We start from the raw sequence: 24,947 nt of genomic DNA, 5'->3' as shown, positions 1-24,947 counted from the left end.
CGGCCGGCAGGGGATTGATGAGGAGGGCTCCATGGCCAGCTACAGGATCGCATTGAACTTCGAGGACGGGGTCACCCGGTTCGTCGAATGCAAGGACGGCGAGAAGGTTCTCGATGCCGCCTTCCGCAACAAGATCAACCTGCCGATGGATTGCTCCGACGGCGTGTGCGGGACCTGCAAATGTCGCGCCGAAAGCGGCTTCTACGATCTCGGCGACGACTATATCGATGATGCGCTGACGGCCGACGAGGCGGAGCGCGGCCTCGTGCTGACCTGCCAGATGAAGCCGACGTCGGACTGCGTCATCGCTGTGCCGACGACATCGACGGCCTGCAAAACCGGGCAGCAGAAATTCGCCGCCACTGTGGCGAAGGTGACGCCGCACAACGATGCGGCGATCGTATTGGAACTGGACGTGGACACTGGGGCGTCTCCCTCGTTCCTGCCCGGCCAGTATGTCAACATCGATGTGCCGGCCAGCGGCCAGAGCCGTTCCTATTCGTTCAGCACGGCGCCCGGCGAGCAACGCATCGGCTTCCTGATCAAGAAGATCCCGGGTGGGTTGATGAGCGGCTGGCTCGCCGACGCACAGGCCGGCGACAGGCTCAATCTGACTGGCCCGCTCGGCAGCTTTTATCTGCGGGATGTGCGCAGGCCGCTTTTGTTTTTAGCCGGAGGCACCGGCCTTGCACCGTTCCTCTCGATGCTGGAGGTTCTTGCCCGCGCTGGATCGGAACAGAAAATCCATCTGATCTATGGCGTGACGCGCGATCTCGATCTGGTTCTCGTCGACGAGTTCGCGGCCTATGCCACGCGCCTGCCCAACTTCAGCTTCACCACGGTGGTGGCCGAGGAGGCCTCGAGCCATCCGCGTAAGGGATGGGTTACGCAACATATGCCGGCCGAGCTGCTTCATGGCGGCGATGTCGACGTCTATCTCTGCGGCCCCCCGCCAATGGTCGATGCGGTGCGCAAGCATTTCGACGACAACGGCGTGAAGCCCAACAGCTTCCAATACGAAAAGTTCACGCCCAATGCGGCGGCGAAGGAGGCTGCATGAGCGCGCCGCGCTTCGCCGGTCGGTTTGACGGCAAGGTGCTGGTCGTCACCGGCGCCGCGCAGGGCATCGGCCGCGCCGTGGCCATCCGCGCCGCGGCAGAGGGTGGCAAGGTGCTGTTCGTCGACCGCGCCGATTTCGTGACGGAGATTGCAGCCGAAGCCAGAGACGCCGAAACCGCCGCCTTCAATGCCGATCTGGAGACCTATGAAGGCGCGGCTTCGGCGATGCGCTTCGCCGAGCAACGCTTCGGTGGCATCGACATCCTGATCAACAATGTCGGCGGCGCCATCCGGATGCGCCCCTTTGCGGAATTCGGATCGCAGCAGATCGACGCGGAGATCCGCCGCTCGCTGATGCCGACACTCTATTGCTGCCACGCCGTCCTGCCGCATCTGTTCGCGCGCGGCGGCGGCACCATCGTCAACGTATCCTCGAATGCAACGCGCGGCATCCATCGTGTGCCTTATTCGGCAGCCAAGGGCGGCGTGAACGCCATCACCCAGTCGCTTGCCATGGAACTGGCGGAGCGCAACATCCGCGTGGTCGCCACCGCACCAGGCGGCACGGAAGCGCCGCCGCGTCGGATTCCGCGCAATGTCGCGGGCGATACGGACGCCGAGAAGGCCTGGATGACCGACGTCGTCGGCCAGGTGAAACAATCCAGTTTCATGAAGCGGTACGGGACCATCGAGGAACAGGCAGCGCCAATCCTGTTCCTCGCCTCGGATGAAGCGTCCTACATCACCGGCAGCGTGCTGCCGGTGGCCGGCGGCGATACCGGCTGACATCTCAATACTGACTGCGTAGAAACTCAGGGAGGAGCCATGATGCGCACTATCGATGTGAATGAAGCGATAGACAACAATCCATTCGGAAGGTTTCAGTGGTCGGTGGTGGCGCTCTGCGCGCTGCTGCTGATCGTCGACGGTTATGACGTCTTCGTCGCCGGCACCGTGCTGCCGACGCTGATTGCGGAATGGGGCCTGACCAAACCGCAGGCCGGCGCGCTGCAGGCCTGGGCGCTGTTCGGGATGATGTTCGGCGCCCTGGCTTTTGGCTCCCTGGCCGACAGGATCGGGCGCAAGAAGGGCATTGCGATCAGCTTCGTGCTGTTCACTGCTTCCACCCTTCTGACCGGTTTCGCCAGTTCGCCCGACCAGTTCAAAGTCTTTCGCTTCATTGCCGGTCTCGGCTGCGGCGGACTGATGCCCAACGCGGTGGCGCTTATGAACGAATATGCCCCCAAGCGCCTCCGCAGCACCATCGTCGCGCTGATGTTCTCCGGCTACTCGGTCGGCGGCATGGTTGCCGCCGGGCTCGGCATCGGCATGATCCCGCAATATGGCTGGAAGCCCATGTTCTTCATCGCCGCCCTGCCGTTGCTGATGCTGCCGCTGGTGCTCTGGAAGTTGCCCGAATCCCTTGGCTTTCTGATCCGCCAGGGGCAACAGGAGAAAGCCAGACGGATCTATGCGAAGATCGATCCGTCTGCCCGCCTTGGCAACGACGACATGCTGGTCTTCACTGAAACCAAGGGTGCGTCCGCATCGGTCGCCGAACTGTTCCGCCACCAGCGCACGTTGCGCACGCTGATGCTCTGGGTGGCGTTCTTCTGCTGCCTGCTGCTTGTTTATCTGCTGTCGTCGTGGCTGCCGAAAGTGCTGCAGGAAGCCGGCTATGCCGAAAGAGCCAGCCTCGTGAGCCTGTTCTCGCTCAATTTTGGCGGCATGGTCGGGGCCATCGCCGGCGGTTGGCTGGGCGACCGGTTCGGCCTGCCGAAGGTTGTCGTCGGCTTCTTCGTGGCTGCCGCCCTGTCGATCGCGCTGATTGGTTTCAACCTGCCGGCTGGGCTGCTGTTCCTGACGATCTTCATCGCCGGCGCCACCACCATCGGCACGCAGATCCTGCTCTATGCGAGCGTCGCGCAGCTCTATAACCTCTCCGTCCGGTCGACGGGGCTGGGCTGGGCTTCCGGTGTGGGCCGTATCGGCGCCATTGTCGGTCCGACCCTCGGCGGTGTGCTTCTGGCCCAACAGCTGCCGCTGCAGCAGAACTTCCTGATCTTCGCGATCCCCGCGGCCGTCTCGGCGCTCGCCATGCTGGTCTTCGCGATCAGCAACGCCCGCCGCGTCGACGCCGTTCTGCTCGCCGCAGCATGAGGGTCGGTACGTTGACGGCGGGCGGACAGAACACACTCGCAGGTCAGCGTCATGCTTCCGCCGACGGCCATCCCGATGTGGCCGTCGGTGCCTTCGCGTCGCGACTGCGGCGACCTTCGTCATCGGGATAGGAGGGTTCGGCCGGATCGTCGGGACATTGCCTCCAGCCATTTTCAAAAACCGAGAGTCCTCAAGCCATGCCCTATCTCGATCTCGCAAGCCACCGCCTGCACTATCGCATCGACGGCGACAGGAGTGCGGCCGGCAAACCGTGGCTCATGTTCTGCAATTCGCTCGGAACCGACCTGCACATGTGGGATGCGCAGGCGGCCGCATTGTCCCAGCATTACCGCGTGCTGCGTTATGACCGCTGCGGCCACGGCCTGTCGTCGGCACCGCCGCCGCCCTATGCGCTGTCAGACCTCGGCAATGATGTCCTTGCGCTGCTCGATGCGCTGGAGATAGAGCGGACGCATTTCTGCGGTCTGTCGATCGGCGGCCTGACCGGACAGTGGCTGGGCATTCATGCCGGACAACGTCTGGACAAAATTCTTTTGTGTGCGACGTCCGCCAAGATCGGCACCGCCGAAAGCTGGGGCGCGCGCATGGCGGCCGTGCGGGAATACGGCCTTGGCGGGCTCACCGCTGCCGCCGCAGAACGCTGGTTCAGCCCGGCGTTCAACGCCAGCCAACCCGGCATGGTGCGCGACATTCTCGACCGTTTCACCGCGACAACGGTTGATGGCTATATCGGCTGCTGCGCGGCGCTGGCCAACACCGATTTGCAGGTAGACATCGCACGGATCGCCAACCCCTTGCTTGCCGTCTCCGGTGAAGAAGACCCGGTCTGTCCGCCGTCCGATTTGGAGTGCATCGCCGTTCGTGTGCGGCAGGGCCGTCATCTGTCCTTGCCTGGGCGGCATATCGTCAACCTGGAGTCGGCATCGGCGTTCAATGCTGCACTGAGCGAGTTTCTCGACGATTGATAGTTCGGAAAGGCGAAGGGAAGCATGTCGATTTTTGCGCGCCGGTCGGTTCTAAGACCGTTTTGCACGCCCTGGCATAACCTGGCCCATCGTTGAGCACCGACACAACTGAAAAGGGGCGACCGAACGGCCGCCCCTTCATAACGTCAGCGATGAACGCTCAGAGCTGTTCCAGCATCGCGGCAGCACCCGAGACCGTTGCCTGGCCGGGGCTTTCCTCGACGTTGAGGGCCTTCACCACGCCGTCTTCCACCAGCATCGAATAGCGCTTGGAGCGCAGGCCGAGGCCGCCGGCGGAGAGGTCGGCGTCGAGGCCGACGGCCTTGGTGAAGCCGGCATCCCAATCGGCGAGGAAGTGGATCTTGCCCATGCCGCCGGATGATTGCGCCCAGGCGCCCATCACGTGCCAGTCGTTGACTGATACAACGGCGATATCGTCGACGCCCTTGCCAAGGATGGTGTCGCGGTTTTCGAGATAACCCGGCAGGTGGTTCAGCGAGCAGGTGGGCGTAAAGGCGCCCGGCACGGCAAAGAGCACGACGCGTTTGCCGGCGAAGAGCTGATCGGTGGTGATTTCAACCGGGCCGTCAGCCGTCTTTTCCTTGAAGGTGGCGGCAGGAAGCTTGTCGCCGATCGCGATGGTCATGGTCTTCTCCTTGGTTCTGGCTTGGGGGTTTCCGGCTTTGGGGGTTCTGCTTGGCGGCAGGCGCCGCAGGGGATCTGCGGCGACTATAAGACCCGGTCATTGAAAGGCAAGAGTGGTCTCCATCGCCCTTTCGCCGTCGATGACCAGTACGCCCCAGCGCTTGCCGGATATGTCGTAATTCTCAGGCAGTTTGCCGATAGCGACGTCGACCTTGAAAGTGGCGCCGTCGCGCTTGCCGCCGATCTGCTTGGTGAAGGCGTGGCCGCTCGGGCCGGTGACGATGATATCCGGGGCGCCCTTGCCCTCGCCCAACCCTCCGCCCGGCAGAGCGAGTGTCAAAGACAGCGTCTTCCTATCGGGCGAGATCGCATGCGCCGTCACGCCGAAATCCTGCGACGGCGGCTTCGGCAGCTTCGCATCGGCGGCCTGAAGGATCGCCTCCTCTTGCGGGTGCGACTGGATGGCGGGGCCAAGCTTCAGTTGAAAATTCGCCTGGAAGGGAATGCAGATATCCTTGCAGATACCGATGAAGGCGGCAGCGTCGATCGTAACCGGGCCTTTGCCGGCCGCCGTCAGTGACAGCGGCAGCGTCACCGGCGTGTCATAGGCGATATCCTCGACCGTGCCGTTGAAAAAATGCTTCGGAACGGGATAGGCGATGGCATCGAGCGTGACGCCACTGCCCGCCGCGATGGTGATCTGGGGCGGAATGCCATTGCCGCCGGGCTCTTTCCAATAGGTGATCCAGCCGGGTTTCGGCTCGATCTGAAGGGCGGCGCGGATTTTGCCGCCGGCATCGGGCGCGAGCGCCACGAGGCGCATGCGGCCGCCCTCGTTGTCCGCCCAGGCGCTCATTTCCGCATGGGCGGAATAAAACGGCACAAGGGCTGCGACCACCGACACAACCGCGATTAAAAGCCTGCGCGGGCCTGAGGAAATAATCATCATGGAACAAAGGTTTACCGAATGTGCTGTTTCGCCGCCAGAAGCCGCGGCGATATAAATCTTCATTTTCAGTTGATTGATGTGTGACATTGGCCCATGTTTCTTTTGTCGAGGCCTTGGTGCGGTCTAGCAGCAGGAGGAACGATGTCCTTATTGACGCTGAAGAACAGACGGGAACGTGGCTTCTTCGATGGCCAGTTCCTCATCGCCATGCCGGGCATGGAAGACCGCAATTTTGCGCGCACCGTCATCTACATCTGCGCGCATTCGGATGCCGGGGCCATGGGCTTCGTCATCAACCGGCCACAGAGCCTCACCTTCACCGATGTGCTGCTGCATCTCGACATGATCAAGCAGGAAGATTCGATCGTGCTGCCGAAGCGGGCGCGCGACTTTCCGATCCAGACCGGCGGCCCGGTGGAAAGCGGCCGTGGTTTCGTGCTGCATTCGGACGATTATTCCAGCGACTCCAGCATTCCCGTCAGCGACGACATCTGCCTGACAGCGACGCTCGATATCGTGCGCGCCATCTCCAAGGGCAATGGGCCGACGCGGGCGACGATGCTGCTCGGCTATTCCTCCTGGTCGGCCGGCCAGCTCGAAAGCGAGGTCGTCAACAATGGCTGGCTCACCTGCCCGGCCAATGAGGAACTGATCTTCGACCGCAGCCTCGACGACAAATACGAGCGGGCGCTCGCCGGCATGGGCGTGACCGCTGCGATGCTGTCGGCCGAAGCCGGCCATGCCTGAAAGGCTGGCCTGACGGCAGCGGGAACGAATAGCCAAGAGTGACGTTTCATTTCGGCAAGCATGGACAAAAGGCCCATGCCGACCAAGGAGACATCACTTATGGGTAGCACCAGCGACAAGATTTCCGGTAAGGCAAACGAAATTGCCGGCAAGACCAAGCAGGCCGTCGGCAAGGCGACGGACGATCGCGAGATGCAAGCCAAGGGCGCCGTCCAGGAAGCCAAGGGCAAGGGACAAGTCGCAACCGGCAAGGTCAAGGACAAGCTCAAGGGCGCCGTCGATCGGCTCTGAGCGACAGCACTAAGACGCGCAAAGGACGCTGTGCTTCCGATTTAAGGAATGCGCAGTAGACGCTCATCCTTTATCACCATGCCTGCTGCGCCCTCGCGCGGCAGGCATTTTTAATCCGTCACCCTCATGCTCTGCAGAGATAGATACGATGAAACTTTTTGCCTGCGACAATTGCGATCAGGTCGTCCACTTCGACAACCGGCGATGCGTGCGCTGCAACCATCGCCTCGGCTTCCTGCCCGGCGATCTGGCGATGCATGCGCTGGAGCCGCGCGACGAGACACTCTGGCAGCTCGTTTCCAATCCCGATCGCGACGTCCGCTTCTGCGCCAATGCCGGCCTCGACATCTGCAACTGGCTGGTGGACGGTGACGGCAAGAGTGAATTCTGCGTTGCCTGCCGCCATAACCGGCTGGTTCCGAACACCGATACCCAGGACGGAATCGATCGCTGGCGGCGCATCAGCCAGGCGCAACGTCATCTGTTTTATTCGCTGCTGCGCTGGAAGCTGCCGCATCCCGATCGGGAGCAAGACCCGCAAGGCGGCCTGGTCTTCGATTTTCTCGAGGATTCGATAGAGAGCAACGGTTATATCGTGCCGGCCATGACCGGCCATGAGGAAGGCCTGATCACCATCCGCGCCGCAGAGGCCGACGATGCGACGCGCGAACAGGCGCGCAGCTCGATGAACGAACCCTATCGCACGCTGCTTGGCCATTTCCGCCACGAGGCCGGCCATTTCATCTGGAACAAGCTGGTGCGCGATCGGGGCGGCCTTGCCGATTTCCGCGCCGTCTTCGGCGACGAACGGCAGGACTATGCGACAGCCCTCCAGAACCATTATGCCGGCGGTGCGCCCTTGGGATGGCCGGACAATTTCATCAGCGCCTATGCGGCGTCGCACCCCTGGGAGGATTTCGCCGAATGCTTCGCGCATTACCTCCACATCGTCGATACGCTCGAAACGGCGCGTGCCTTCGGCATCGCCATCGATCCGCGCGGCCATGAGGAAATATCAGGCGAGGTGGATTTCATCCCTTACCGGGCAAGAAGCGCCGAACAGCTGGTCAGCGCCTGGGTGCCGCTCAGCCTGGCGATCAACGCCATCCAGCGCAGCATGGGGCAGCCGGACTCCTACCCCTTCGTGTTGTCCTCACCCGTCGTGGCAAAACTCGAATATCTGCACCGGCTGATCCAGGGCGCCGCGACGGCGCCGCCGCAGCAGCAGGCGGCTTGAGGAGCTGGAAAGCTACCGAACCGGGTTACGAGTTCGACTGCTTTCAAGGCGACCAAGATTTTTGGCGGGAGGTGCTTTGCTGGAGCTTGCAAAAATTTCGGCTCGGCGCGGAACTAATTTGGCCGACGTGCACCTCTCGAAAGCTATGTCGTCGGCTCTCGTCCCGGATCTAACATGCTGCAGGACTCAATCGCATCTAGTTCCATATGGTCGGGACGGGAAACTCGCGCTGACACATAGAAGCGATTGAACGGACCTCGGCAGCCTGTTTGAGCGCCAGTTCGCCAAGCAGATCTGCGTATTTCTGTGTCATGGTATGTGCCTCATCTCTGGTGCTCCCACCAGCGATCATGTTCTTGATGCCGCGCTCGTATAAGATGCGAAACTTGGCTTGATACGCTTGCGCTTTCTTGGGCTCGCGCTTGTCTTTGAATCCCTGAGCGAGATGGCCGTAGTAAGCGGCACACAACATCGGCCGGTCGTCGAAGGGTTTATGCACCGGTTTTTCGGTCGCAACAGCTCTGCTCGCACCACAATACATGCCAAACGCAATCAAAAGGCAGAAAATAGCAATGGTATAGATCGGACTCCTAAAGCTGAGTGACATGTGCACCTTCTTTAAAACGAAACCGCCTTGCCCTTCTTGAACGGCTCCATGCCCCGGCGCGCAAGTTCATCGGCGCGTTCGTTTTCCGGGTGGCCGGCGTGGCCCTTGACCCAGTGCAGCGTCACCTTGTGGCGGTCACGGGCCGCCTCCAGCGCCTGCCAGAGCTCGGCATTCTTCACCGGCTTCTTGTCTGCGGTCTTCCAGCCGTTTTTCTTCCAGCCGAATATCCACTTGGAGATGCCGTCCTTGACATAGGCGCTGTCGGTATAGAGATCGACCTCGCAAGGGCTCTTCAAGGCCGATAGCGCCGAGATCGCCGCCAGCAGTTCCATACGATTGTTGGTCGTATCCGCCTCGCCGCCGCAAAGCTCCTTTTCGACATCGCCATAACGCAGCACCGCGCCCCAGCCGCCAGGGCCGGGATTGCCGGAGCACGCGCCGTCGGTGAAGATATCGACGTGTTTCATAGGCTCAATCCGTATTCGGCGGGCGATTTGATCTGGCGGTGGAACCGCAGCTTGCGGAGATATTCGAGCGGGTCCTTCTTGGTGACCATGGCGCCTTCCGGCGTCGTCAGCCAGTCATAGAGCCGGGTCAGGAAGAACCGCAGCGCCGACCCACGCGACAGCACCGGCAGGGCAGCGATTTCCGCATCGCTCAACGGCCGGACGCTCTGGTAACCCTCGAGCATCGCCGTGCCCTTGGTAATGTTGTAGGCGCCGTCCTTCTCGAAGCACCAGGCATTCAGGCAGATCGAGACGTCATAGGCGAGCAGGTCGTTGCAGGCGAAATAGAAATCGATCAGGCCGGAGAGCTGGTCGCCGAGGAAAAAGACGTTGTCGGGGAAGAGGTCGGCGTGGATGACGCCGGCCGGCAGGCCGCTCGGCCAGGCAGTGGAGAGGAAGTCGAGTTCGCTGCGGATCTCGGTCTGCAGGCCGGGCTCGACCTCGCCGGCGCGCGGCTCGGATTTTTCCCACAGTCCCCGCCAGCCGTCGATCGACAGCGCATTCGCCCGCTTCAGCTCAAAACCATCGCCGGCCACATGCATCTCGGCCAGTGCCTTGCCGACTTCGCGGCAGTGCCTGGCCTCCGGCTTTCTCAGCCACATGCCTTCGAGGAAGGAGATGAGTGCTGCCGGGCGGCCGGAGAGCGAGCCGAGCAGCGCGCCATCCCGGCGCGGCAGCGGCAGCGGGCAGGACAGACCGCGGGCGGCGAGATGCTGCATCAGGCCGAGGAAGAAAGGCAGATCGCTCTTTTCCACGCGCTTTTCATAGAGCGTCAGGATCAGCGGATCCTTGGAGGTGTGCAGCAGGAAGTTGGAGTTTTCGACGCCTTCGGCGATGCCCTTGTAGGAGAGCAACGTGCCTGCGTCATATTCCGTCAGGAACCACTTCAGATCGTCTTCGGCGATATCGGTATAGACTGCCAAGTGAGGTCTCGCCCTTCATGCCTTGTTGATATTGGATTTGCCGGAGTGGACGCTAGGCCGAAAGGCCGATCTAGCCGTTGACGAAAGCCATGTCGGCCGCCGTCAGCTCGATATTGCGCAGTTCGCGGTTGACGAGGAAGTTTTCGGTTTCCTGCACCGTTTCGGCCAGTTCGACGCGAGCGTCGAAGCGGGCGCGGAAAGCCTCGATGATCTCGTTGACGATGACCTCGGGGGCGGAAGCGCCGGCGGAAAGGCCGAGCGTCGAAATCGCGCCGATCTCGTCCCAGTCGAGCTCGGCGGCGCGCTGCACGAGGATCGATTTCTTCGCCCCTGCCCTGAGCGCCACTTCGACGAGGCGCTTGGAATTGGATGAATTCGGCGCGCCGACGATGATGAAGAGATCGCAGCCCGGGGCTGCCTGCTTGACCACTTCCTGGCGGTTGGTCGTCGCATAACAGATCGAGTCCGCTGCCGGCGCCGTCAGGTTCGGGAAGCGTTCGTGCAGGCGGGTGATGACGCCGGCCGTATCGTCGACCGACAGCGTTGTCTGGGTGACATAGCCGAGATTATCGGGATCAACAGGGACGTAGGCGTCGGCATCTTCGATCGTCTCGATCAACGAAACGGAACCCTCCGGCAGTTGCCCCATGGTGCCGATCACCTCGGGATGGCCGGCATGGCCGATGAGGACGACATGGCGGCCGAGGCGATTGTGGCGCATCGCCTGCTTGTGAACCTTGGAGACCAGCGGGCAGGTGGCGTCGAGATAGAAGAGGTTACGGCTTGCCGCATCCTCCGGCACGGATTTCGGCACGCCATGGGCGGAGAAGACCACCGGCTGGGCGCGATGTTCGGCCGGGATTTCGTCCAACTCCTCGACGAAGACGGCGCCCTTGGCCTCCAGCCCCTCGACGACATAACGATTGTGGACGATCTCGTGGCGCACATAGACCGGCGCGCCATAGGATTTCAGCGCCAGCACGACGATCTGGATGGCGCGGTCGACGCCGGCGCAGAAGCCGCGCGGACCGCAGAGCCTGATCGTCAAAGGAGGTTTCGCCGCAATATTCATGTCAGTTCCGGGTTGAGAGATTTAGGGACCTCTAGCCCAATATGGTCGAGAATTGAAGTGATACTATTGCTGAGATGTCTTGGCGCCCTTGCGGAACCAGGAGATCGCCACGACGACGATAAGCACGGCGGCCAGCCCGTACCAGGTGAAAGCATATTGCAGATGGTCGTTCGGCAGATCCACCTGGGTGACGCCGCCGATCGGCAAGCCCGCCGGATTGGGGGTGGAATCGGCGTCGACGAAGAAGGGAATGACGCGCGCTTTCTCCAGCCCGACGCTCTCGGCCATGACGTCGAGATCCTTCCAGTAGAAGATGTTCTTGGCGACGTCGTTATCGGGCACCACCCAGGAGGGCTTGCCGGGAAGCTTTTCGCGCGCCAGGCCGGTGACGGTCTGCTGATCCGTCAGTTGGCCCTGCATGCGCATTTCCGGCTCCTTGTTGTCAAAGGGAACGAAGCCGCGATTGACGAAGAGAATGCGCCCGTCGGCGAGCTCCAGCGGGGTATAGATGTAATAGCCGGTCTGACCGCGCCAGGTGGCGAAGAAGTGCCGCTCCTTGTTGTTGATATAGCGGCCGGTGGCGGTGACCTTGCGGTATTCGATGTCGCCGCCTGCAGCTGCCATCGCCTCGATCTCGGCAAGCGGCACGGGGCTTGCTGCCTGCCGCGCAGCGATATCGGCGAGCAGGCCTTCCTTCCAGTGCAGGCGCTCCACCTGCCAGGTGCCGAGCGAAATCAGGATGGCAAGGGCGATCAGCACCAGGATACCGGTCAAGACAGGCAGCCGCCGGCGCGGCGTTACATGCACCATTTCAGTCACTCAGGCGTCCTTCGCGGGCATTATGACGGTATTGCATGGCGATCAGGATGCCCTTGAACCAGCGCAGCGTCAGCAGCGACAGGACGATCGTCAACGGAGCAAAGAGCAGGATGTGCACCCAGATCGGCGGCCCGTAATTCACCTGCAGCCACAACACCATGCCGATGACGATGAAGCCGACGATGAGGATGACGAAGACGGCGGGGCCGTCACCGGAATCGGCAAAGGAATAATCGAGGCCGCAAGAAGCGCAGCGCGGCTTTAAGCCGAGCAGGCCATCGAACAGCTTGCCCTGGCCGCAACGCGGGCAGCAGCCTTTGATGCCGGTCTTCACCGGATCGACGGGGGGAAAATGGGCGCTGTCCTCGTTCATGGCATTCCTTCCCGCAGATGCATTCGCGGTCGCGGCTTCTTCAATGCTGCCTTACATCTCCCATAAAGTATTCGCATCCCGAATGGAAAGGCCTGCGCGGTTTCGTCTCAGCGATTCGCGCCAAACAAAAGAAGAAGACTGATGAGCAACGATAGCCATAGCGGACAGATCATTATCCTGAACGGCGCGCCGCGAAGCGGCAAATCCAGTATTGCGCGCGCAATTCAGGAAGGATTCGAGGGACCTTGGATCAACCTCGGCGTCGACAGCTACAATGCCATGACACCGAAGCGCTACCTGCCCGGTATTGGGCTCAGGCCCGGCGGCGAGCGGCGGGAGCTGGAGGAACTGGTGCCGTTCCTCTATGCGGCGCTTTATGAATCGATCGCCATCCATGCCGGATTAGGACTCAATGTCGCGGCCGATCTCGGTCATCACGACAGCTATTCGCAGCCGCTCGGCATTCTCGGCGACTGCGCCCGGCGGCTGCAAGACTTTTCCGTGCTGTTCGTCGGCGTGCGCTGTCCGATCGAGACGATCATGCAACGGCGGGAGGTCGTACAGGAAGGGCGCGAGACCCTTTACGTGCGCGGCAGCGAGGAGACACCGGTTCCCGAACCGGTGCAGCGCTGGCAGGACGAGGTTCATCGTCCCGGTATCTATGACATGGAGGTCGATACGTCAGTGCTTACGGCGCTCGAATGTGCCGAGGCGATCCGCCACCAGCTTGATCTCGGCATTCCCGGGCCATCGGCCTTCGAACGGATCGCCGGAGCGCGCTGAGGCGAAAAAAGCGGGCACGGGCCAGCCTTAGACTGCGGACGAAGTCGGCCAACTCCTCTTTCGTCATGCTCGGGCTTGTCCCGGGCATCTACGCCCGGTTGATATGTAGCAGATCCTCGGCACAAGGCCGAGGATGACGCCGAGTAGAGAGCGAGATTTGTGAACAAAAAAAGGCGGGCACGAGGCCCGCCTTTTGCTTGACTATGGTTCCGGTCAGCCGGCTGCGAGGGGTGCGCCCCAGCCGCCCCAGACGTAGATGCAGAAGAACAGGAACAACCAGACGACGTCGACGAAATGCCAGTACCAGGCTGCCGCCTCGAAGCCAAAATGCTGCTTCGGGGTGAAGTCGCCGCGCAGCGCACGGATCAGGCAGACACCCAGGAAGATCGTGCCGACGAGGACGTGGAAACCGTGGAAGCCGGTCGCCATGAAGAAGGTCGCGCCGTAGATCGAATTCTTGAAGGCGAAGGGCGCGTGGGCATATTCATAGGCCTGGACGCTGGAGAACAACACGCCGAGCAGCACCGTCAGCGTCAGGCCCTGGATCAGGCCCTTGCGGTCGTTGTGCAGCAACGCATGGTGCGCCCAGGTCACCGTCGTGCCCGACAGGAGCAGGATGACGGTGTTGTAGATCGGCAGGTGCCAGGGATCGAGGACCTCGATGCCCTTCGGCGGCCAGGTGCCGCCGGTATAGAGCAGGCGCGAGGCCTGGATCGCTTCGTTCGGATAGAGGCTGGCGTCGAAATAGGCCCAGAACCAGGCGACGAAGAACATCACTTCCGAAGCGATGAACATGATCATGCCGTAGCGCAGGTGCAGCGAGACGACGCGGGTATGGGAACCCTCATGGGCTTCCTTCACCGTATCGGCCCACCAGCCGTACATGACGTAGAGCACCAGCGCGAAGCCGATGTAGAAGAGCCAGGGATTGGCGAGTTCCGCGCCGGCAACCTTGAAGGAACCGCCGTTCAGGTAGCGCATGTAGCAGACGCCGCCGATCGCCATGATGAAGGCGCCGAGCGAGGCGAGAATCGGCCACGGGCTCGGATCGATGATGTGATAGTCGTGATTCTTCTGGTGAGCATCGGCCATGTAGCTATCCCCGGATGTCTTCCTTCACTCCGTTCCCGGCATAGCCGGAAACGAGCCTTGATCAAAGTTTCTTTTCAATCTTCTCCGCTCCACCCTCATTCGAAGCCACCGGCTTCGGACCCTCTTTCGGGTAGAACGTATATGACAGCGTGACCGTGTGGATATCCTTGGATTCCACGGCCTTGACGATTTCCGGATCGATGTAGAACACGACAGGCATGTCGAGCTTCTCGCCCGGCTTCAGGTCCGTTTCCGTAAAGCAGAAACATTGCACCTTGTTGAAATAGACACCCGCTTCGCCCGGCGTGACGTTGAAAACCGCCTGGCCGCGCTGGGTTTCGTTCGAACGATTCTCGGCGGTGAAATTGACCTGGATCGTCTCGCCGATCTTCGGATTGACCTCGCGCTCGACCGGCTTGAATTCCCATTGCAGGCCGGGCGCGACATTGGCGTCGAAAGTGACGCGCATCGTGCGATCAAGCACGACGCTCGACACCTGGTCGACGCGCTGCGTCGTGCCGTTATAGCCGGTCACCTGGCAGAAGATGCGGTAGAGCGGCACGGCGGCATAGCTCATCGCCCCCATGCCGAAGACGAAGCTCAGGCACATCATCACGACGGCGCCGTTGTTGCGGCCCTGCTTCTTCGGTGTACCGGCGTTTTCGCTCATCCAGCCATCCCCCCGCCGATCTTCACGATGGTGATCGCGTAGAAGAGAATAACGAGGCCGGCGAGCACCAGCCCGAGGGCGACGTTGCGGTTGCGGCGCGACTTGCGCTGCGCTTCCGTGAGCTTGATCAATTCCATCAGAACCAACCTCCCGCATGCGAGACCAGCAGCGAGGCCAGCCGGTCGATCATCAAGGCGGAGAACACGGCGAAGAGATAGAAGATCGAGAAGCCGAAGAGCTTCTTCGCCGGGATCATCTTCAGATCGCCGTCGGGCATGCGCCAGACGGCGATGGAACAGTATATGAAGATCGCGCCGAGAGCGGCAGCGACGAGGCCATAACCCAGGCTCGCGAAACCGAGGAAGGACGGCAATACCGCGCAGACGGCGGTCAGCACCGCATAGGCGACGATCTGATGCTTGGTCACCCGTTCGCCGGCGACGTTCGGCAGCATCGGCACGCCGACGGCCTCGTAGTCGCGCATCTTGAAGAGGGCAAGCGCCCAGAAATGCGCCGGTGTCCACAGGAAGATGATGAGGAAGAGAACCGTGCTCTCGATCGTCACGCTGTTGGTCACGCAAGCCCAGCCGATCATCGGCGGGAAGGCGCCGGCGGCACCGCCGATGACGATGTTCTGCGGCGTCGAGCGCTTCAGCCACATGGTGTAGACGACGGCATAGAAGAAGATGGTGAAGGCGAGGATGCCGGCCGAGAGCCAGTTGACGGCCAGGCCGAGGATCACCACCGAGAAGCCCGAAAGCACCAGGCCGAAGGCCAGAGCCTCGGAAGGCGCAATGCGGCCGGCCGGGATCGGGCGGTTGGCGGTGCGGCTCATGATCGCATCGATATCGGCGTCATACCACATGTTCAGCGCGCCGGAGGCGCCGGCCCCAACGGCGATACAGAGAATGGCGATCAGGCCGAGGACAGGATGGATGTGGCCCGGCGCCAGCACGAGACCGGCAAAGGCAGTGAAGACCACGAGCGACATGACCCGTGGCTTCAACAATTCGAAATAATCGCGCGCACTCGCTTCCGACAATTCGCCGTCCTTTGCAAGCACCTCGTGATTGTCGATGACCGTCATCATTCCGTCCTGAATGTCTTACCATCAGGACGCCGTATCGAAGGCGGCGTCCTGATGTCCGCGCAAATTACTTGATGCGCGGAAGCTGTTCCCACTGGTGATAGGGCGGCGGCGAAGGCAGCTGCCATTCGAGCGTCGTTGCACCCTCACCCCACGGATTGTCGCCGGCGACGCGCTTCTTGGCGAAGGCTTCGAAGACGCCATAGAGGAAGATCAGCACACCGAAGGCCGAGATGTAGGAGCCGATCGAGGAAACATAGTTCCAGCCGGCAAAGGCATCCGGATAATCGATGTAGCGGCGCGGCATGCCGGCGAGGCCAAGGAAGTGCTGCGGGAAGAACACCAGGTTGACGCCGATGAACATGATCCAGAAATGCAGCTTGCCGACCAGCTCGTTATACATGTAGCCGGTCATCTTCGGGAACCAGTAGTACCAGCCGGCGAAGATCGCGAAGACGGCGCCGAGCGACAGAACGTAGTGGAAGTGGGCCACGACGTAATAGGTGTCATGCAGCGAGCGGTCGAGACCGGCATTGGCAAGCTGGACGCCGGTGACGCCGCCGACCGTGAACAGGAAGATGAAGCCGATCGCCCAGAGCATCGGCGTGCGGAACGAGATCGAGCCGCCCCACATCGTCGCAATCCAGGAGAAGATCTTCACGCCCGTCGGAACGGCGATGACCATCGTCGCGAAGACGAAGTAGCGCTGCGCGTCGAGCGACAGGCCGACCGTGTACATGTGGTGGGCCCAGACGACGAAGCCGACGGCGCCGATCGCGACCATGGCGTAGGCCATGCCGAGATAGCCGAAGATCGGCTTCTTCGAGAAGGTCGAGATGATGTGGCTGACCATGCCGAAGCCCGGCAGGATGAGGATGTAGACCTCGGGGTGACCGAAGAACCAGAACAGGTGCTGGTAAAGGATCGGGTCGCCGCCGCCTTCCGGAGAGAAGAAGGAGGTGCCGAAGTTGCGGTCGGTGAGCAGCATGGTGATGCCGCCTGCCAGAACCGGCAGCGACAGCAGCAGCAGGAAGGCTGTGATGAGCACGGACCAGGCAAACAGCGGCATCTTGTGCAGCGTCATGCCGGGAGCGCGCATGTTGAGGATCGTGGTGATGAAGTTGATCGCACCAAGGATCGACGAGGCGCCGGCAATGTGGAGCGCGAAGATCGCAAGATCGACCGCCGGTCCCGGCGTGCCGCTCGTTGCCAGCGGCGGATACATCGTCCAGCCGCCACCCGTGCCATAAGCGCCTGCCGGGCCTTCGACGAACATCGACAGCAGCAGCAGCGCGAAGGCCGGAACGATCAGCCAGAAGGAGATGTTGTTCAGGCGCGGGAAAGCCATATCCGGCGCGCCGATCATGATCGGCACCATCCAGTTGGCAAAACCGCCGATCATCGCCGGCATGACCATGAAGAAGATCATGATCAGCGCGTGCGCAGTCGTGAACATGTTGAACATCTGCTTGGCGCCGTCGATTGCGGCATCGCCCTCATAGCCGTAGACCATCGAGGCCAGGCCGTGGAAGATCTGGATGCCCGGCTCCTGCAGCTCCATACGCATGGCAACCGACAGCGCGCCGCCGATGATGCCGGCAATGATCGCGAAGATCAGATAGAGCGTGCCGATGTCCTTGTGGTTGGTCGAGAACAGCCAGCGATTGGCAAAGCTCGGCTTGTGCGCGTGATCATGGTGATCGTCATGCGCATGGTCATGATGGGCGTGATCATGAGAATGATCGTCGTGAGCGGAAGGTCCAGCCATTGTCCCGATCCCCTTAATTACTGTGCTTCGGCGACGTTGACGGTCTTTGCGGGACCATCGGTTGCAGCCATGAGTGTCTTGTAGGCGCCGGGCAGGTCGCTGGCGGCTGCGGTCAGCCACTGCTTGTACTTGTCCTCGGAGACGACGCGGATGGCGATCGGCATGAACGCATGGTCCTTGCCGCAGAGCTCGGAACACTGGCCGTAGAACAGGCCTTCGCGCTCGGCCCTGAACCAGGTCTCGTTCAGGCGGCCCGGCACGGCATCGATCTTGACGCCGAAGGACGGCATGGCGAAAGCGTGGATGACGTCGGTCGGCGCAGAGGTCACGAGAACGCGGACCGTCTTGTTGACCGGCAGGACCAGTTCGTTATCGACGGCGAGAAGTCTGGGATAGATCGACTTGTCTTCCTTGCCGGCGGCTGCGCGGTCCTGATCCTTCAGGAGGTAGGAATCGAAAGCCAGCGGGCTTTCGCCCGAACCTTCATATTCGTAGTTCCACTGCCACTGGGTGGCGGTCGCCTTGATCGTGACGTCGGGGTTTTCAGGCAGCGTCAGCTGCGCCGTCAGCAGGTTGAACGAAGGAATGGCGAGAAGAAGAAGCACCAGGACCGGCCCCACGGTCCAGGCAATCTCGATCAGCGTGTTGTGGCTCGTCTTCGAGGGAACCGGGTTCGCGCTGGCGCGGAACTTGAAACAGACGACGATGAGCAGGACCAGAACGAAAAGCGTGATCGGAACGATAAACCAGAGGGTATACTGTTCGAACCAATGGATTTCCCGCATGATCGGCGTTGCCGCCGGCTGCAGCGTTGCCTGCCACGGCATGGGCTGGTCGGCATATGTGCCGGAAGCAAAAAGCAGACAGACCAGCGTGGTCAGGGCTGCATAAGCCTTCTTCATCACCTTATTATCTCCCTCGAGCGCTTGACCTGCAAAATAGAACGCAGAATCCTTGCCATCTTCAGCGCTTCAAACCACAGTTTGGCATTTGCCGCAACAGGTCAGAGCAATTGTCTATGCGGCATTTTTGCTCAAAGCATAGGCAGGTCAGAACGGCAAAACATCCCAAGTTTTTCATCAGCATATGAAAAATCGGCTTTCCGGCCAATCCGAGCGCGACACATTATTTCGCAAAGGTCCAATTTCCGCCGCAGTCCCCCGGTTTTCACGGGGTGGGGCTTTTCATTTTTGGTGGGCAGCTTCAACAATAGCCGCAATGATTCGATATCCAGAGGTTTCCATGGGTTTCCGTTCCCTCGCGCAGTCGCTTCTCCTGACTGCCAGCATCGCGGCCGCAGCGACGACGCCCGTTTTCGCACAGCAGCAACCCACGCCGTCACAGGCCAAGCCCCCCGCTGCCGCGCCGGCGCCGACCCCTGCTCCGGCGCCGCAGCAGCCGAGCGCCGCCAAACCGAATGTCGAACAGGTGACGCCCGGCCAGACGCAGCCGCCGGCGCCCGGCACGGTAAAGTCCAATCATGGCGCATGGTCTGTCGTCTGCGACAAGCCGGCCGGGGCTGCGACCGAACAATGCGCGCTGATGCAGAACGTCATCGCCGAGGATCGGCCTGAGGTCGGGCTTTCCGTCGTCGTCTTGAAGACGGCCGACCGCAAGTCGAAGATCCTGCGCGTGCTCGCGCCGCTCGGCGTGCTGCTGCCGAACGGCCTCGGGCTCAATGTCGACGGCAAGGATATCGGCCGCGCCTATTTCGTCCGCTGCTTTGCCGATGGCTGCTACGCCGAGGTCGTGCTCGAGGACGAGTTGCTCAAGACCTTCCGCAGCGGCGCCCAGGCAACCTTCATCGTCTTCCAGACGCCGGAAGAAGGCATCGGCATCCCCGTCGACCTCAAGGGCTTCGCCGAAGGCTTCGACGCCCTGCCGTGATGCGGGCTCCGACGGCGTCGAGCGTAGAGTGCAGCTACGCTCCTATTCCGTCGCCCATCGCCGTCCTTGCTCCAGAAGCTCAACCTATACTCCGTCATGCTCGGGCCTGTCCCGAGCATCTGCAGCCGGCTGATATGCAGCAGATCCTCGACACAAGCCGAGGATGACGGAGGGCGCGTTTTGCCGCTCCCATCCCTTTAAAAAAGAATAATTCGACGGCGGGGCTTCACTCCTTATTATGTGGAGCCCTATCTAGGGAGTAAGTGCACTCCTGAACGCATGCTTGGAGCCATACCATGACCACCGATCTCCTGACGCTTTTCGATGCCGATGAAGCCACGATGCGCAAGCACGTGGCCGAGGCTCTGTCCGGCGCCGATGATGGCGAACTGTTCATCGAGCATGCGCAGGCGGAAGCGCTGACCTTCGACAATGGCCGGCTGAAGGGCGGCAGCTTCAACACCGAACAGGGTTTCGGCCTGCGCGCCGTTGCCGGCGAAGCGGTCGGCTATGCCCATGCCGGCGATCTCTCGGTGGCGGCGTTGAAGCGGGCGGCCGATGCCGTCGGCGCGGTGACGCGCGGCTATTCCGGCTCCTATGCGGCAGCGCCCCAGGGCACCAACAAGAAATTCTACAGCGACGAGAACCCGATCGGGCAGCCGAGCTTCGAGGAGAAGGTCAAGGTCCTGCAGGACATCGACGCCTATCTCAGGGGCAAGGATGACAAGGTGCGGCAGGTGACGGCCTCGGTCGCCGCAAGCTGGCAGGTCGTCGATATCCTGCGTGCCGACGGACACCGCGTCCGCGACATCAGACCGATGACGCGCATCAACATCTCGGTCATGGTCGGCGAAGGCGATCGGCAGGAGAGCGGCTCCTATGGCAGCGGCGGGCGCATCGGCTTCGGCGATTTCATTGCCGAAGGCAGCTGGCAATACGGCGCCGACGAGGCTCTGCGCCAGGCGCTCGTCAATCTCGAGGCGATCGATGCGCCGGCGGGCACGATGGACGTGGTGCTCGGCTCCGGCTGGCCGGGCGTGATGCTGCACGAGGCTGTTGGTCACGGGCTGGAAGGCGATTTCAACCGCAAGAAGACGTCGGCTTTTGCCGGCCTTCTCGGCCAGATGGTCGCCGCTCCCGGCGTCACCGTCGTCGATGACGGCACGATCGACAATCGCCGCGGCTCGATCACCATCGACGACGAGGGCACGCCGTCTGCCTATAACGTGCTGATCGAAAACGGCAAGCTCGTCGGCTATATGCAGGATCGGCAGAATGCCCGGCTGATGGGCATGGCGCCCACCGGCAACGGCCGCCGCCAGGGCTATTCCCATGTGCCGATGCCGCGCATGACCAACACCTATATGCTCGGCGGTGACAAGACGCCCGAGGAAATCATCGCCTCGGTGAAGAAGGGCATTTATGCCGTCTCCTTCGGCGGCGGCCAGGTGGATATCACCTCCGGCAAGTTCGTCTTCGGCTGCACCGAGGCCTATCTGATCGAGAACGGCAAGGTCGGCGCGCCGATCAAGGGCGCGATGCTGATCGGCAACGGTCCGGATGCGATGAAGCGGGTGTCGATGATCGGCAATGACATGAAGCTCGATACCGGCATCGGCAATTGCGGCAAGGCCGGCCAGTGGGTTCCCGTCGGCGTCGGCCAGCCGCATCTGCGCATGGATCAGGTGACGGTCGGCGGCACGCAGACCTGAGGCGAAAGGACCCGTCATGGCGGACGTCGAAATCAGAACCTTCACCGCCGATGACGCCGATGCCGTGCTTTCGGTGATCCTGCCGATCCAGCGCGAAGAATTCGGCATCGATATCACCGTGGATGCGCAGCCGGATCTCAGGGTCATCCCGGATTTCTATCAGTCCGGCAAGGGGCAGTTCTGGGTCGCCGTCAAGGATGGCGCCATCGTCGGCACGGTCGGGCTCAAGGATATCGGCAACAACCAGGCGGCGCTGCGCAAGATGTTCGTCGCCGCCGAGGTTCGCGGCCGCGAGCATGGCGTGGCGGCGCGGCTTCTCGATCGGCTGTTTGCCCATGCCAGGGATGCCGGCCTCACCGATATCTTCCTCGGCACGACCGACAAGTTCGTCGCCGCGCATCGCTTCTACGAGAAGAACGGCTTTACCGAGATTGCCAAGAGCGCCCTGCCCCGCTCCTTCCCGCTGATGGCGGTGGACAGCAAATTCTACCGCTATAAGGTCGGCTGACTTAAGCTTTGGGAAGACTGACGGCCGCACGTAAACGTGGGGCAACATGCATCAGCTCTTCGACGTCAGCGCCGGCTGGAACCGCCACTTCCGCTCGATGGCGGCGGCAAGATCGATATCGTTGCGGCGGGCAAAGAGCAGGATGTGGCCGAGCAGGTCGGCGGTTTCGTCGGCGAGATCGCGGTCGAGTTCTTCCGGCGTCCGGTCCCTGCGGCGTCCGCGGCCGGTCAGGCGGTTCCAGGCCTGGGTGAGCTCACCCACCTCTTCCTGCAGCTTCAAGAGAAACCAGTCGGGGTCACGCTCGATGCCATTGGCTGCGGCATAGGCCGCGGATGAGGTTTCGAATTGATCGGCGAGACGGCGTAGCATGGACGTTCTCCTTTTGTTTATGGAGGAGACGCTGATTCCCAACAATTGTCCAGAACGGGATTGCCCAGAGTGCCGGGCGACGATCAGCCGCGATCCGGCAGCAGCATGCAGTCATAGGAGCGCTGCTTCAGCGCATCGCAGGCCGAGACGGCGGCATCCTTGCTGGCGAAGCCGACGAAGCGGGCGCGATAGATCTTGTTGGCACCCTGCCCGACCGCCTCGGTATAGGGCGAGGCAGAAACGAGCGGCGCACCGGCTTCCGACTTCGCCTGGGCGAGAAGCGCGCGCGCCGCATCGGCGCTAGGGGCGGCCGAGATCTGGATCTGCCAGTCGCCATTGGCCTTCTCTGCTGTTGTCTTTGGCGTCTTGCCGGCGTTCAGGATCTCGTCCATCGCGACGGGACGATCCAGGGGCACGACGGCGTCATCGGCATAGGCCAGGCTCTTGGCTCCGAGATCGTCGGCCGGGCGTGGTGCGTTGAGCGGCACCGGAACATCGGACGCGTCAGCGGCGGACGCGACTTCGACAGTTTCCTTCGCGCCGACGCTCGCCACCAGCTTTGCGCCGCCGGAAGACGAGGCACGGCCGAGATAACGGTCGAGCAAACCAGCCATCTTGTCGTCGCGGCTGCGGGCGGTGCGGCCGCCGAGCACGACGCCGACCACGCGGCGGTTGCCGTCCCTGACGGCACTGACGAGGTTGAAGCCGGAAGCGTTGGTATACCCCGTCTTGATGCCGTCCATGCCCTGGTAGCGGTACATGAGATTGTTGTGGCCGCGCACGGTTCGGCCGCGGAAATTGAAGCTTGCCGTCGAAAACAGCCGGTATTCGTTCGGATAATTCTTCATCAATGCGACAGCGAGCGTCGACATGTCACGCGCCGTCGTAACCTGGCGGCCGTCCGGCAGGCCGGATGCGTTGACGAAGACGGTGCGGCTCATGCCGAGCTGGCGGGCTTTGGCCGTCATCACCCGGGCAAATCCGCTTTCCGAGCCGGCGAGCTTTTCGCCCATGGCGGAGGCGGCATCATTGGCGGATTTGACGATCATGCCATAGACCGCCTCGCGCACGGTGATCGTGCCACCCGCCTTGACACCAAGCTTGGTCGGCGGCCGTGCGGCGGCGTATTTCGAAATCCTGATCGGGGTGTCCCAGGCGATCTTGCCGCGTTTCAACGCCTCAAAGGTGAGATAGAGCGTCATCATCTTCGTCAGCGAGGCCGGATGGTTCAGCGTATCGGCGTTTTCGGCGGCGAGAACCTTGCCTGTGCGGGCATCGAGGATCAGCGAAGCATTGCCGGCAAGGGCCGCAAGAGGCGCCGAAACGGCAAGCGTTACGGTCAAAACAGCCGCCAAAAGCTTTCTCATGCACTTTCCCCTCATACCCTGGCCCCTCATACGCTGGCCCCTCATACGCTGGCCCCTCATACGCTGGCCCCTGATGCGCAGCCCTTGATGCGGGCTCCCGGTCAGACCGGCATTTGTGCCGTAATGTGACAGAAGCCGCAAGTTTGGCGCGACTTTGAGGCAACGCCTATCATTTTTCTAGTCTTTTCATTGCCTTGGTTAACAGGAAATCAAAGACCTGTTCCGAACAAGGATTCAGCAAGGCTTAAGTCGCACTTGCTAGTTTCCAGCAAAGGCAAGGGACGGGCGCCGCATGACGGGACAATTCAAGCGACTGGCAAAACGCGCAGCGATCGGCGCCGGGCTCGAGGTTTCCTGGCTGCTCGCCTCGGCCGGGCTGATGCGGGAAGCGCGCGGGCGCGGCGTCGTCTTCACGCTGCATCATGTCCGCCCGCACGTGCCAGAGGCCTTCGAGCCGAATGCGCATCTCGAAATCACCCCCCGTTTTCTCGATGCGGCGCTGCGGCGGCTGCGGCGGGAGGGTTATCGTTTCGTCCCGCTCGGCGAGGTGCCGGCGCTGCTGGCGGAGCCCGAGGGTGGAGCGCCGTTTGCTGCCTTCACGCTCGACGACGGATACAGCAACAATCTGGAGCATGCGCTGCCGGTATTCGAGCGGCATCAAGCGCCGTTCACGGTATTCGTCGCCAAGGGTTTTGCCGAGGGCTCCCACAGCATCTGGTGGGAGACGCTGGCGATCCTCTTGCGCCAAGTGACGGAAATCCGTTTCGATTTCGGCCGCGGCATGGAGCGGCTCACGCTCGACAGCCCGCAGCAGCAATGGCATGCCTTCGACCGCTTCGCCGCTTATATCCATCGCTCCGACGAGGCGGGCGCCGTCGCCGCCATCGATCTGCTGGCGCGGGAAAACGGCATCGAGCCGACGGATATCGTCCGCGAACTGGTGATGGGACCCGGCGAATTGCAATGGCTGGCGGCACATCCGCTCGCAACGCTCGGCGCCCATACGATCAGCCACCGCGCGCTGGCCCGGCTGCCGGAAGCCGAAGCACGAATAGAAATGCAGGCTTCGGCCGATTACCTCGAAGCGGTGACCGGTATCCGTCCCGAGACGATCGCCTATCCCTATGGCACGCCGGACGCTGCGACCGCCCGCGAGGCGCGCATCGCTCGCAATCTCGGCTTTACCCTCGCGGTTACCACGCAACCCGGGCGGCCGGCAGCGAAGCTGACCGGCTATCTCCCACGCATTTCGCTCAACGGCTTCTACCAGAAGCGACGCTATGTCTCGGCGCTTGCCTCCGGCATCCCGCTGAAGCTGATGGGCCGATAA

28 protein-coding genes are annotated in these 24,947 nt (G+C 62.0%); 12 read left to right on the top strand and 16 right to left on the bottom strand.

The window, feature by feature from the left end:
• The first annotated feature begins 31 nt into the window (after nt 1-31).
• The 4 genes from benC to pcaD all read left to right on the top strand — a co-directional run bounded on the left by benC (nt 32) and on the right by pcaD (nt 4,205).
• The gene (gene benC / locus BS629_RS03935; RefSeq protein ID WP_018245107.1) at nt 32-1,060 is read left to right on the top strand and encodes a benzoate 1,2-dioxygenase electron transfer component BenC; all 1,029 of its coding nucleotides are present in this window, start codon (nt 32-34) and stop codon (nt 1,058-1,060) included.
• Nucleotides 1,057-1,845 carry a benzoate diol dehydrogenase BenD gene (benD, locus tag BS629_RS03930; RefSeq protein ID WP_018245106.1) on the top strand — a complete coding sequence of 263 codons (789 nt, stop codon included), beginning with the start codon at nt 1,057-1,059 and terminating at the stop codon, nt 1,843-1,845. The genes benC and benD overlap by 4 nt, the downstream gene beginning before the upstream one ends.
• A 39-nt stretch (nt 1,846-1,884) precedes the next feature.
• A complete protein-coding gene (locus tag BS629_RS03925; RefSeq protein ID WP_018245105.1) occupies nt 1,885-3,219 on the top strand; it encodes an MFS transporter in 1,335 nt (444 codons plus the stop codon).
• Between the two features lie 197 nt (nt 3,220-3,416).
• Entirely contained in the window at nt 3,417-4,205 is a 789-nt protein-coding gene (pcaD, locus tag BS629_RS03920; protein WP_018245104.1) for a 3-oxoadipate enol-lactonase, read from the top strand.
• 160 nt (nt 4,206-4,365) lie between these two features.
• Here pcaD and BS629_RS03915 read toward each other — a convergent pair whose 3' ends face one another.
• Together BS629_RS03915 and BS629_RS03910 are read right to left on the bottom strand one after the other, a co-directional pair.
• Complete coding sequence (locus tag BS629_RS03915; RefSeq protein ID WP_003557102.1) at nt 4,366-4,851, bottom strand: peroxiredoxin; 486 nt, start codon at nt 4,849-4,851, stop codon at nt 4,366-4,368.
• A 96-nt stretch (nt 4,852-4,947) separates the two neighbouring features.
• Nucleotides 4,948-5,799, bottom strand: coding sequence for a protein-disulfide reductase DsbD domain-containing protein (locus BS629_RS03910; RefSeq protein WP_026188643.1), 852 nt, complete (start codon nt 5,797-5,799; stop codon nt 4,948-4,950).
• A 141-nt stretch (nt 5,800-5,940) separates the two neighbouring features.
• Between BS629_RS03910 and BS629_RS03905 the strand changes: the two genes are divergently transcribed.
• The 3 genes from BS629_RS03905 to BS629_RS03895 all read left to right on the top strand — a co-directional run bounded on the left by BS629_RS03905 (nt 5,941) and on the right by BS629_RS03895 (nt 8,074).
• On the top strand, nt 5,941-6,546 hold the full coding sequence (locus BS629_RS03905) for a YqgE/AlgH family protein (protein ID WP_018245102.1): 606 nt from the start codon (nt 5,941-5,943) through the stop codon (nt 6,544-6,546).
• A gap of 99 nt (nt 6,547-6,645) precedes the next feature.
• Nucleotides 6,646-6,837, top strand: coding sequence for a CsbD family protein (locus BS629_RS03900; RefSeq protein ID WP_003546001.1), 192 nt, complete (start codon nt 6,646-6,648; stop codon nt 6,835-6,837).
• A 148-nt stretch (nt 6,838-6,985) separates the two neighbouring features.
• A complete protein-coding gene (locus BS629_RS03895; RefSeq protein WP_018245101.1) occupies nt 6,986-8,074 on the top strand; it encodes a zinc-binding metallopeptidase family protein in 1,089 nt (362 codons plus the stop codon).
• A gap of 196 nt (nt 8,075-8,270) precedes the next feature.
• Here BS629_RS03895 and BS629_RS03890 read toward each other — a convergent pair whose 3' ends face one another.
• From BS629_RS03890 to BS629_RS03865, 6 genes are all read right to left on the bottom strand, one after another.
• Nucleotides 8,271-8,681, bottom strand: coding sequence for a hypothetical protein (locus tag BS629_RS03890; RefSeq protein WP_018245100.1), 411 nt, complete (start codon nt 8,679-8,681; stop codon nt 8,271-8,273).
• Nucleotides 8,682-8,692: 11 nt separating this feature from the next.
• Nucleotides 8,693-9,148, bottom strand: coding sequence for a ribonuclease HI (gene rnhA, locus BS629_RS03885; RefSeq protein ID WP_003545999.1), 456 nt, complete (start codon nt 9,146-9,148; stop codon nt 8,693-8,695).
• Complete coding sequence (locus tag BS629_RS03880; protein WP_018245099.1) at nt 9,145-10,110, bottom strand: homoserine kinase; 966 nt, start codon at nt 10,108-10,110, stop codon at nt 9,145-9,147. Before BS629_RS03880 ends, rnhA begins: the two co-directional genes overlap by 4 nt.
• Before the next feature lie 70 nt (nt 10,111-10,180).
• Nucleotides 10,181-11,182, bottom strand: coding sequence for a 4-hydroxy-3-methylbut-2-enyl diphosphate reductase (gene ispH, locus BS629_RS03875; protein ID WP_011650764.1), 1,002 nt, complete (start codon nt 11,180-11,182; stop codon nt 10,181-10,183).
• Between the two features lie 63 nt (nt 11,183-11,245).
• Entirely contained in the window at nt 11,246-11,992 is a 747-nt protein-coding gene (locus tag BS629_RS03870; RefSeq protein WP_204339580.1) for an SURF1 family protein, read from the bottom strand.
• Nucleotide 11,993: 1 nt separating this feature from the next.
• On the bottom strand, nt 11,994-12,374 hold the full coding sequence (locus BS629_RS03865) for a DUF983 domain-containing protein (RefSeq protein ID WP_018245097.1): 381 nt from the start codon (nt 12,372-12,374) through the stop codon (nt 11,994-11,996).
• Nucleotides 12,375-12,515: 141 nt separating this feature from the next.
• Here BS629_RS03865 and BS629_RS03860 point away from each other — a divergent pair, with 141 nt between their 5' ends.
• Nucleotides 12,516-13,157 (top strand): chloramphenicol phosphotransferase CPT family protein, encoded by a 642-nt coding sequence (locus BS629_RS03860; protein WP_018245096.1) that lies wholly within the window; start codon nt 12,516-12,518, stop codon nt 13,155-13,157.
• A gap of 213 nt (nt 13,158-13,370) precedes the next feature.
• Here the strand turns inward: BS629_RS03860 and BS629_RS03855 are convergent, their stop codons facing one another.
• The 6 genes from BS629_RS03855 to coxB form a co-directional block, all read right to left on the bottom strand.
• On the bottom strand, nt 13,371-14,249 hold the full coding sequence (locus tag BS629_RS03855) for a cytochrome c oxidase subunit 3 (protein ID WP_018245095.1): 879 nt from the start codon (nt 14,247-14,249) through the stop codon (nt 13,371-13,373).
• Between the two features lie 61 nt (nt 14,250-14,310).
• Nucleotides 14,311-14,919, bottom strand: coding sequence for a cytochrome c oxidase assembly protein (locus tag BS629_RS03850; protein WP_018245094.1), 609 nt, complete (start codon nt 14,917-14,919; stop codon nt 14,311-14,313).
• On the bottom strand, nt 14,916-15,056 hold the full coding sequence (locus tag BS629_RS39100; RefSeq protein WP_018245093.1) for a hypothetical protein: 141 nt from the start codon (nt 15,054-15,056) through the stop codon (nt 14,916-14,918). The genes BS629_RS03850 and BS629_RS39100 overlap by 4 nt, the downstream gene beginning before the upstream one ends.
• A complete protein-coding gene (locus BS629_RS03845) occupies nt 15,056-16,006 on the bottom strand; it encodes a heme o synthase (RefSeq protein WP_018449292.1) in 951 nt (316 codons plus the stop codon). The genes BS629_RS39100 and BS629_RS03845 overlap by 1 nt, the downstream gene beginning before the upstream one ends.
• Before the next feature lie 67 nt (nt 16,007-16,073).
• The gene (gene ctaD / locus BS629_RS03840) at nt 16,074-17,774 is read right to left on the bottom strand and encodes a cytochrome c oxidase subunit I (RefSeq protein ID WP_018245091.1); all 1,701 of its coding nucleotides are present in this window, start codon (nt 17,772-17,774) and stop codon (nt 16,074-16,076) included.
• 17 nt (nt 17,775-17,791) lie between these two features.
• Nucleotides 17,792-18,676, bottom strand: a complete 885-nt coding sequence (gene coxB, locus BS629_RS03835) for a cytochrome c oxidase subunit II (RefSeq protein ID WP_018449294.1) — start codon at nt 18,674-18,676, stop codon at nt 17,792-17,794.
• 316 nt (nt 18,677-18,992) lie between these two features.
• Between coxB and BS629_RS03830 the strand changes: the two genes are divergently transcribed.
• From BS629_RS03830 to BS629_RS03820, 3 genes are all read left to right on the top strand, one after another.
• Nucleotides 18,993-19,661, top strand: a complete 669-nt coding sequence (locus BS629_RS03830) for an invasion associated locus B family protein (RefSeq protein WP_018245089.1) — start codon at nt 18,993-18,995, stop codon at nt 19,659-19,661.
• 296 nt (nt 19,662-19,957) lie between these two features.
• On the top strand, nt 19,958-21,373 hold the full coding sequence (gene tldD, locus BS629_RS03825) for a metalloprotease TldD (protein WP_018245088.1): 1,416 nt from the start codon (nt 19,958-19,960) through the stop codon (nt 21,371-21,373).
• A gap of 16 nt (nt 21,374-21,389) precedes the next feature.
• Entirely contained in the window at nt 21,390-21,881 is a 492-nt protein-coding gene (locus BS629_RS03820; RefSeq protein ID WP_018245087.1) for a GNAT family N-acetyltransferase, read from the top strand.
• Nucleotides 21,882-21,932: 51 nt separating this feature from the next.
• On the opposite strand, the gene BS629_RS03815 is transcribed toward BS629_RS03820, so the two are convergent.
• Both BS629_RS03815 and BS629_RS03810 read right to left on the bottom strand, forming a co-directional pair.
• Nucleotides 21,933-22,250, bottom strand: coding sequence for a nucleoside triphosphate pyrophosphohydrolase family protein (locus BS629_RS03815; RefSeq protein ID WP_018245086.1), 318 nt, complete (start codon nt 22,248-22,250; stop codon nt 21,933-21,935).
• A gap of 83 nt (nt 22,251-22,333) precedes the next feature.
• Nucleotides 22,334-23,617 carry a D-alanyl-D-alanine carboxypeptidase family protein gene (locus BS629_RS03810; protein ID WP_018449301.1) on the bottom strand — a complete coding sequence of 428 codons (1,284 nt, stop codon included), beginning with the start codon at nt 23,615-23,617 and terminating at the stop codon, nt 22,334-22,336.
• A 292-nt stretch (nt 23,618-23,909) separates the two neighbouring features.
• Between BS629_RS03810 and BS629_RS03805 the strand changes: the two genes are divergently transcribed.
• Nucleotides 23,910-24,947: a polysaccharide deacetylase family protein gene (locus BS629_RS03805; RefSeq protein WP_018245084.1), complete on the top strand. Its 1,038-nt coding sequence runs from the start codon at nt 23,910-23,912 to the stop codon at nt 24,945-24,947.

The sequence above is a fragment of the Rhizobium leguminosarum bv. viciae USDA 2370 genome (assembly GCF_002008365.1).
Lineage (GTDB): Bacteria > Pseudomonadota > Alphaproteobacteria > Rhizobiales > Rhizobiaceae > Rhizobium > Rhizobium leguminosarum.
The sequence above is the reverse complement of the archived record's forward strand: the minus strand, read 5'-3'. Positions and strand labels throughout refer to the sequence as shown.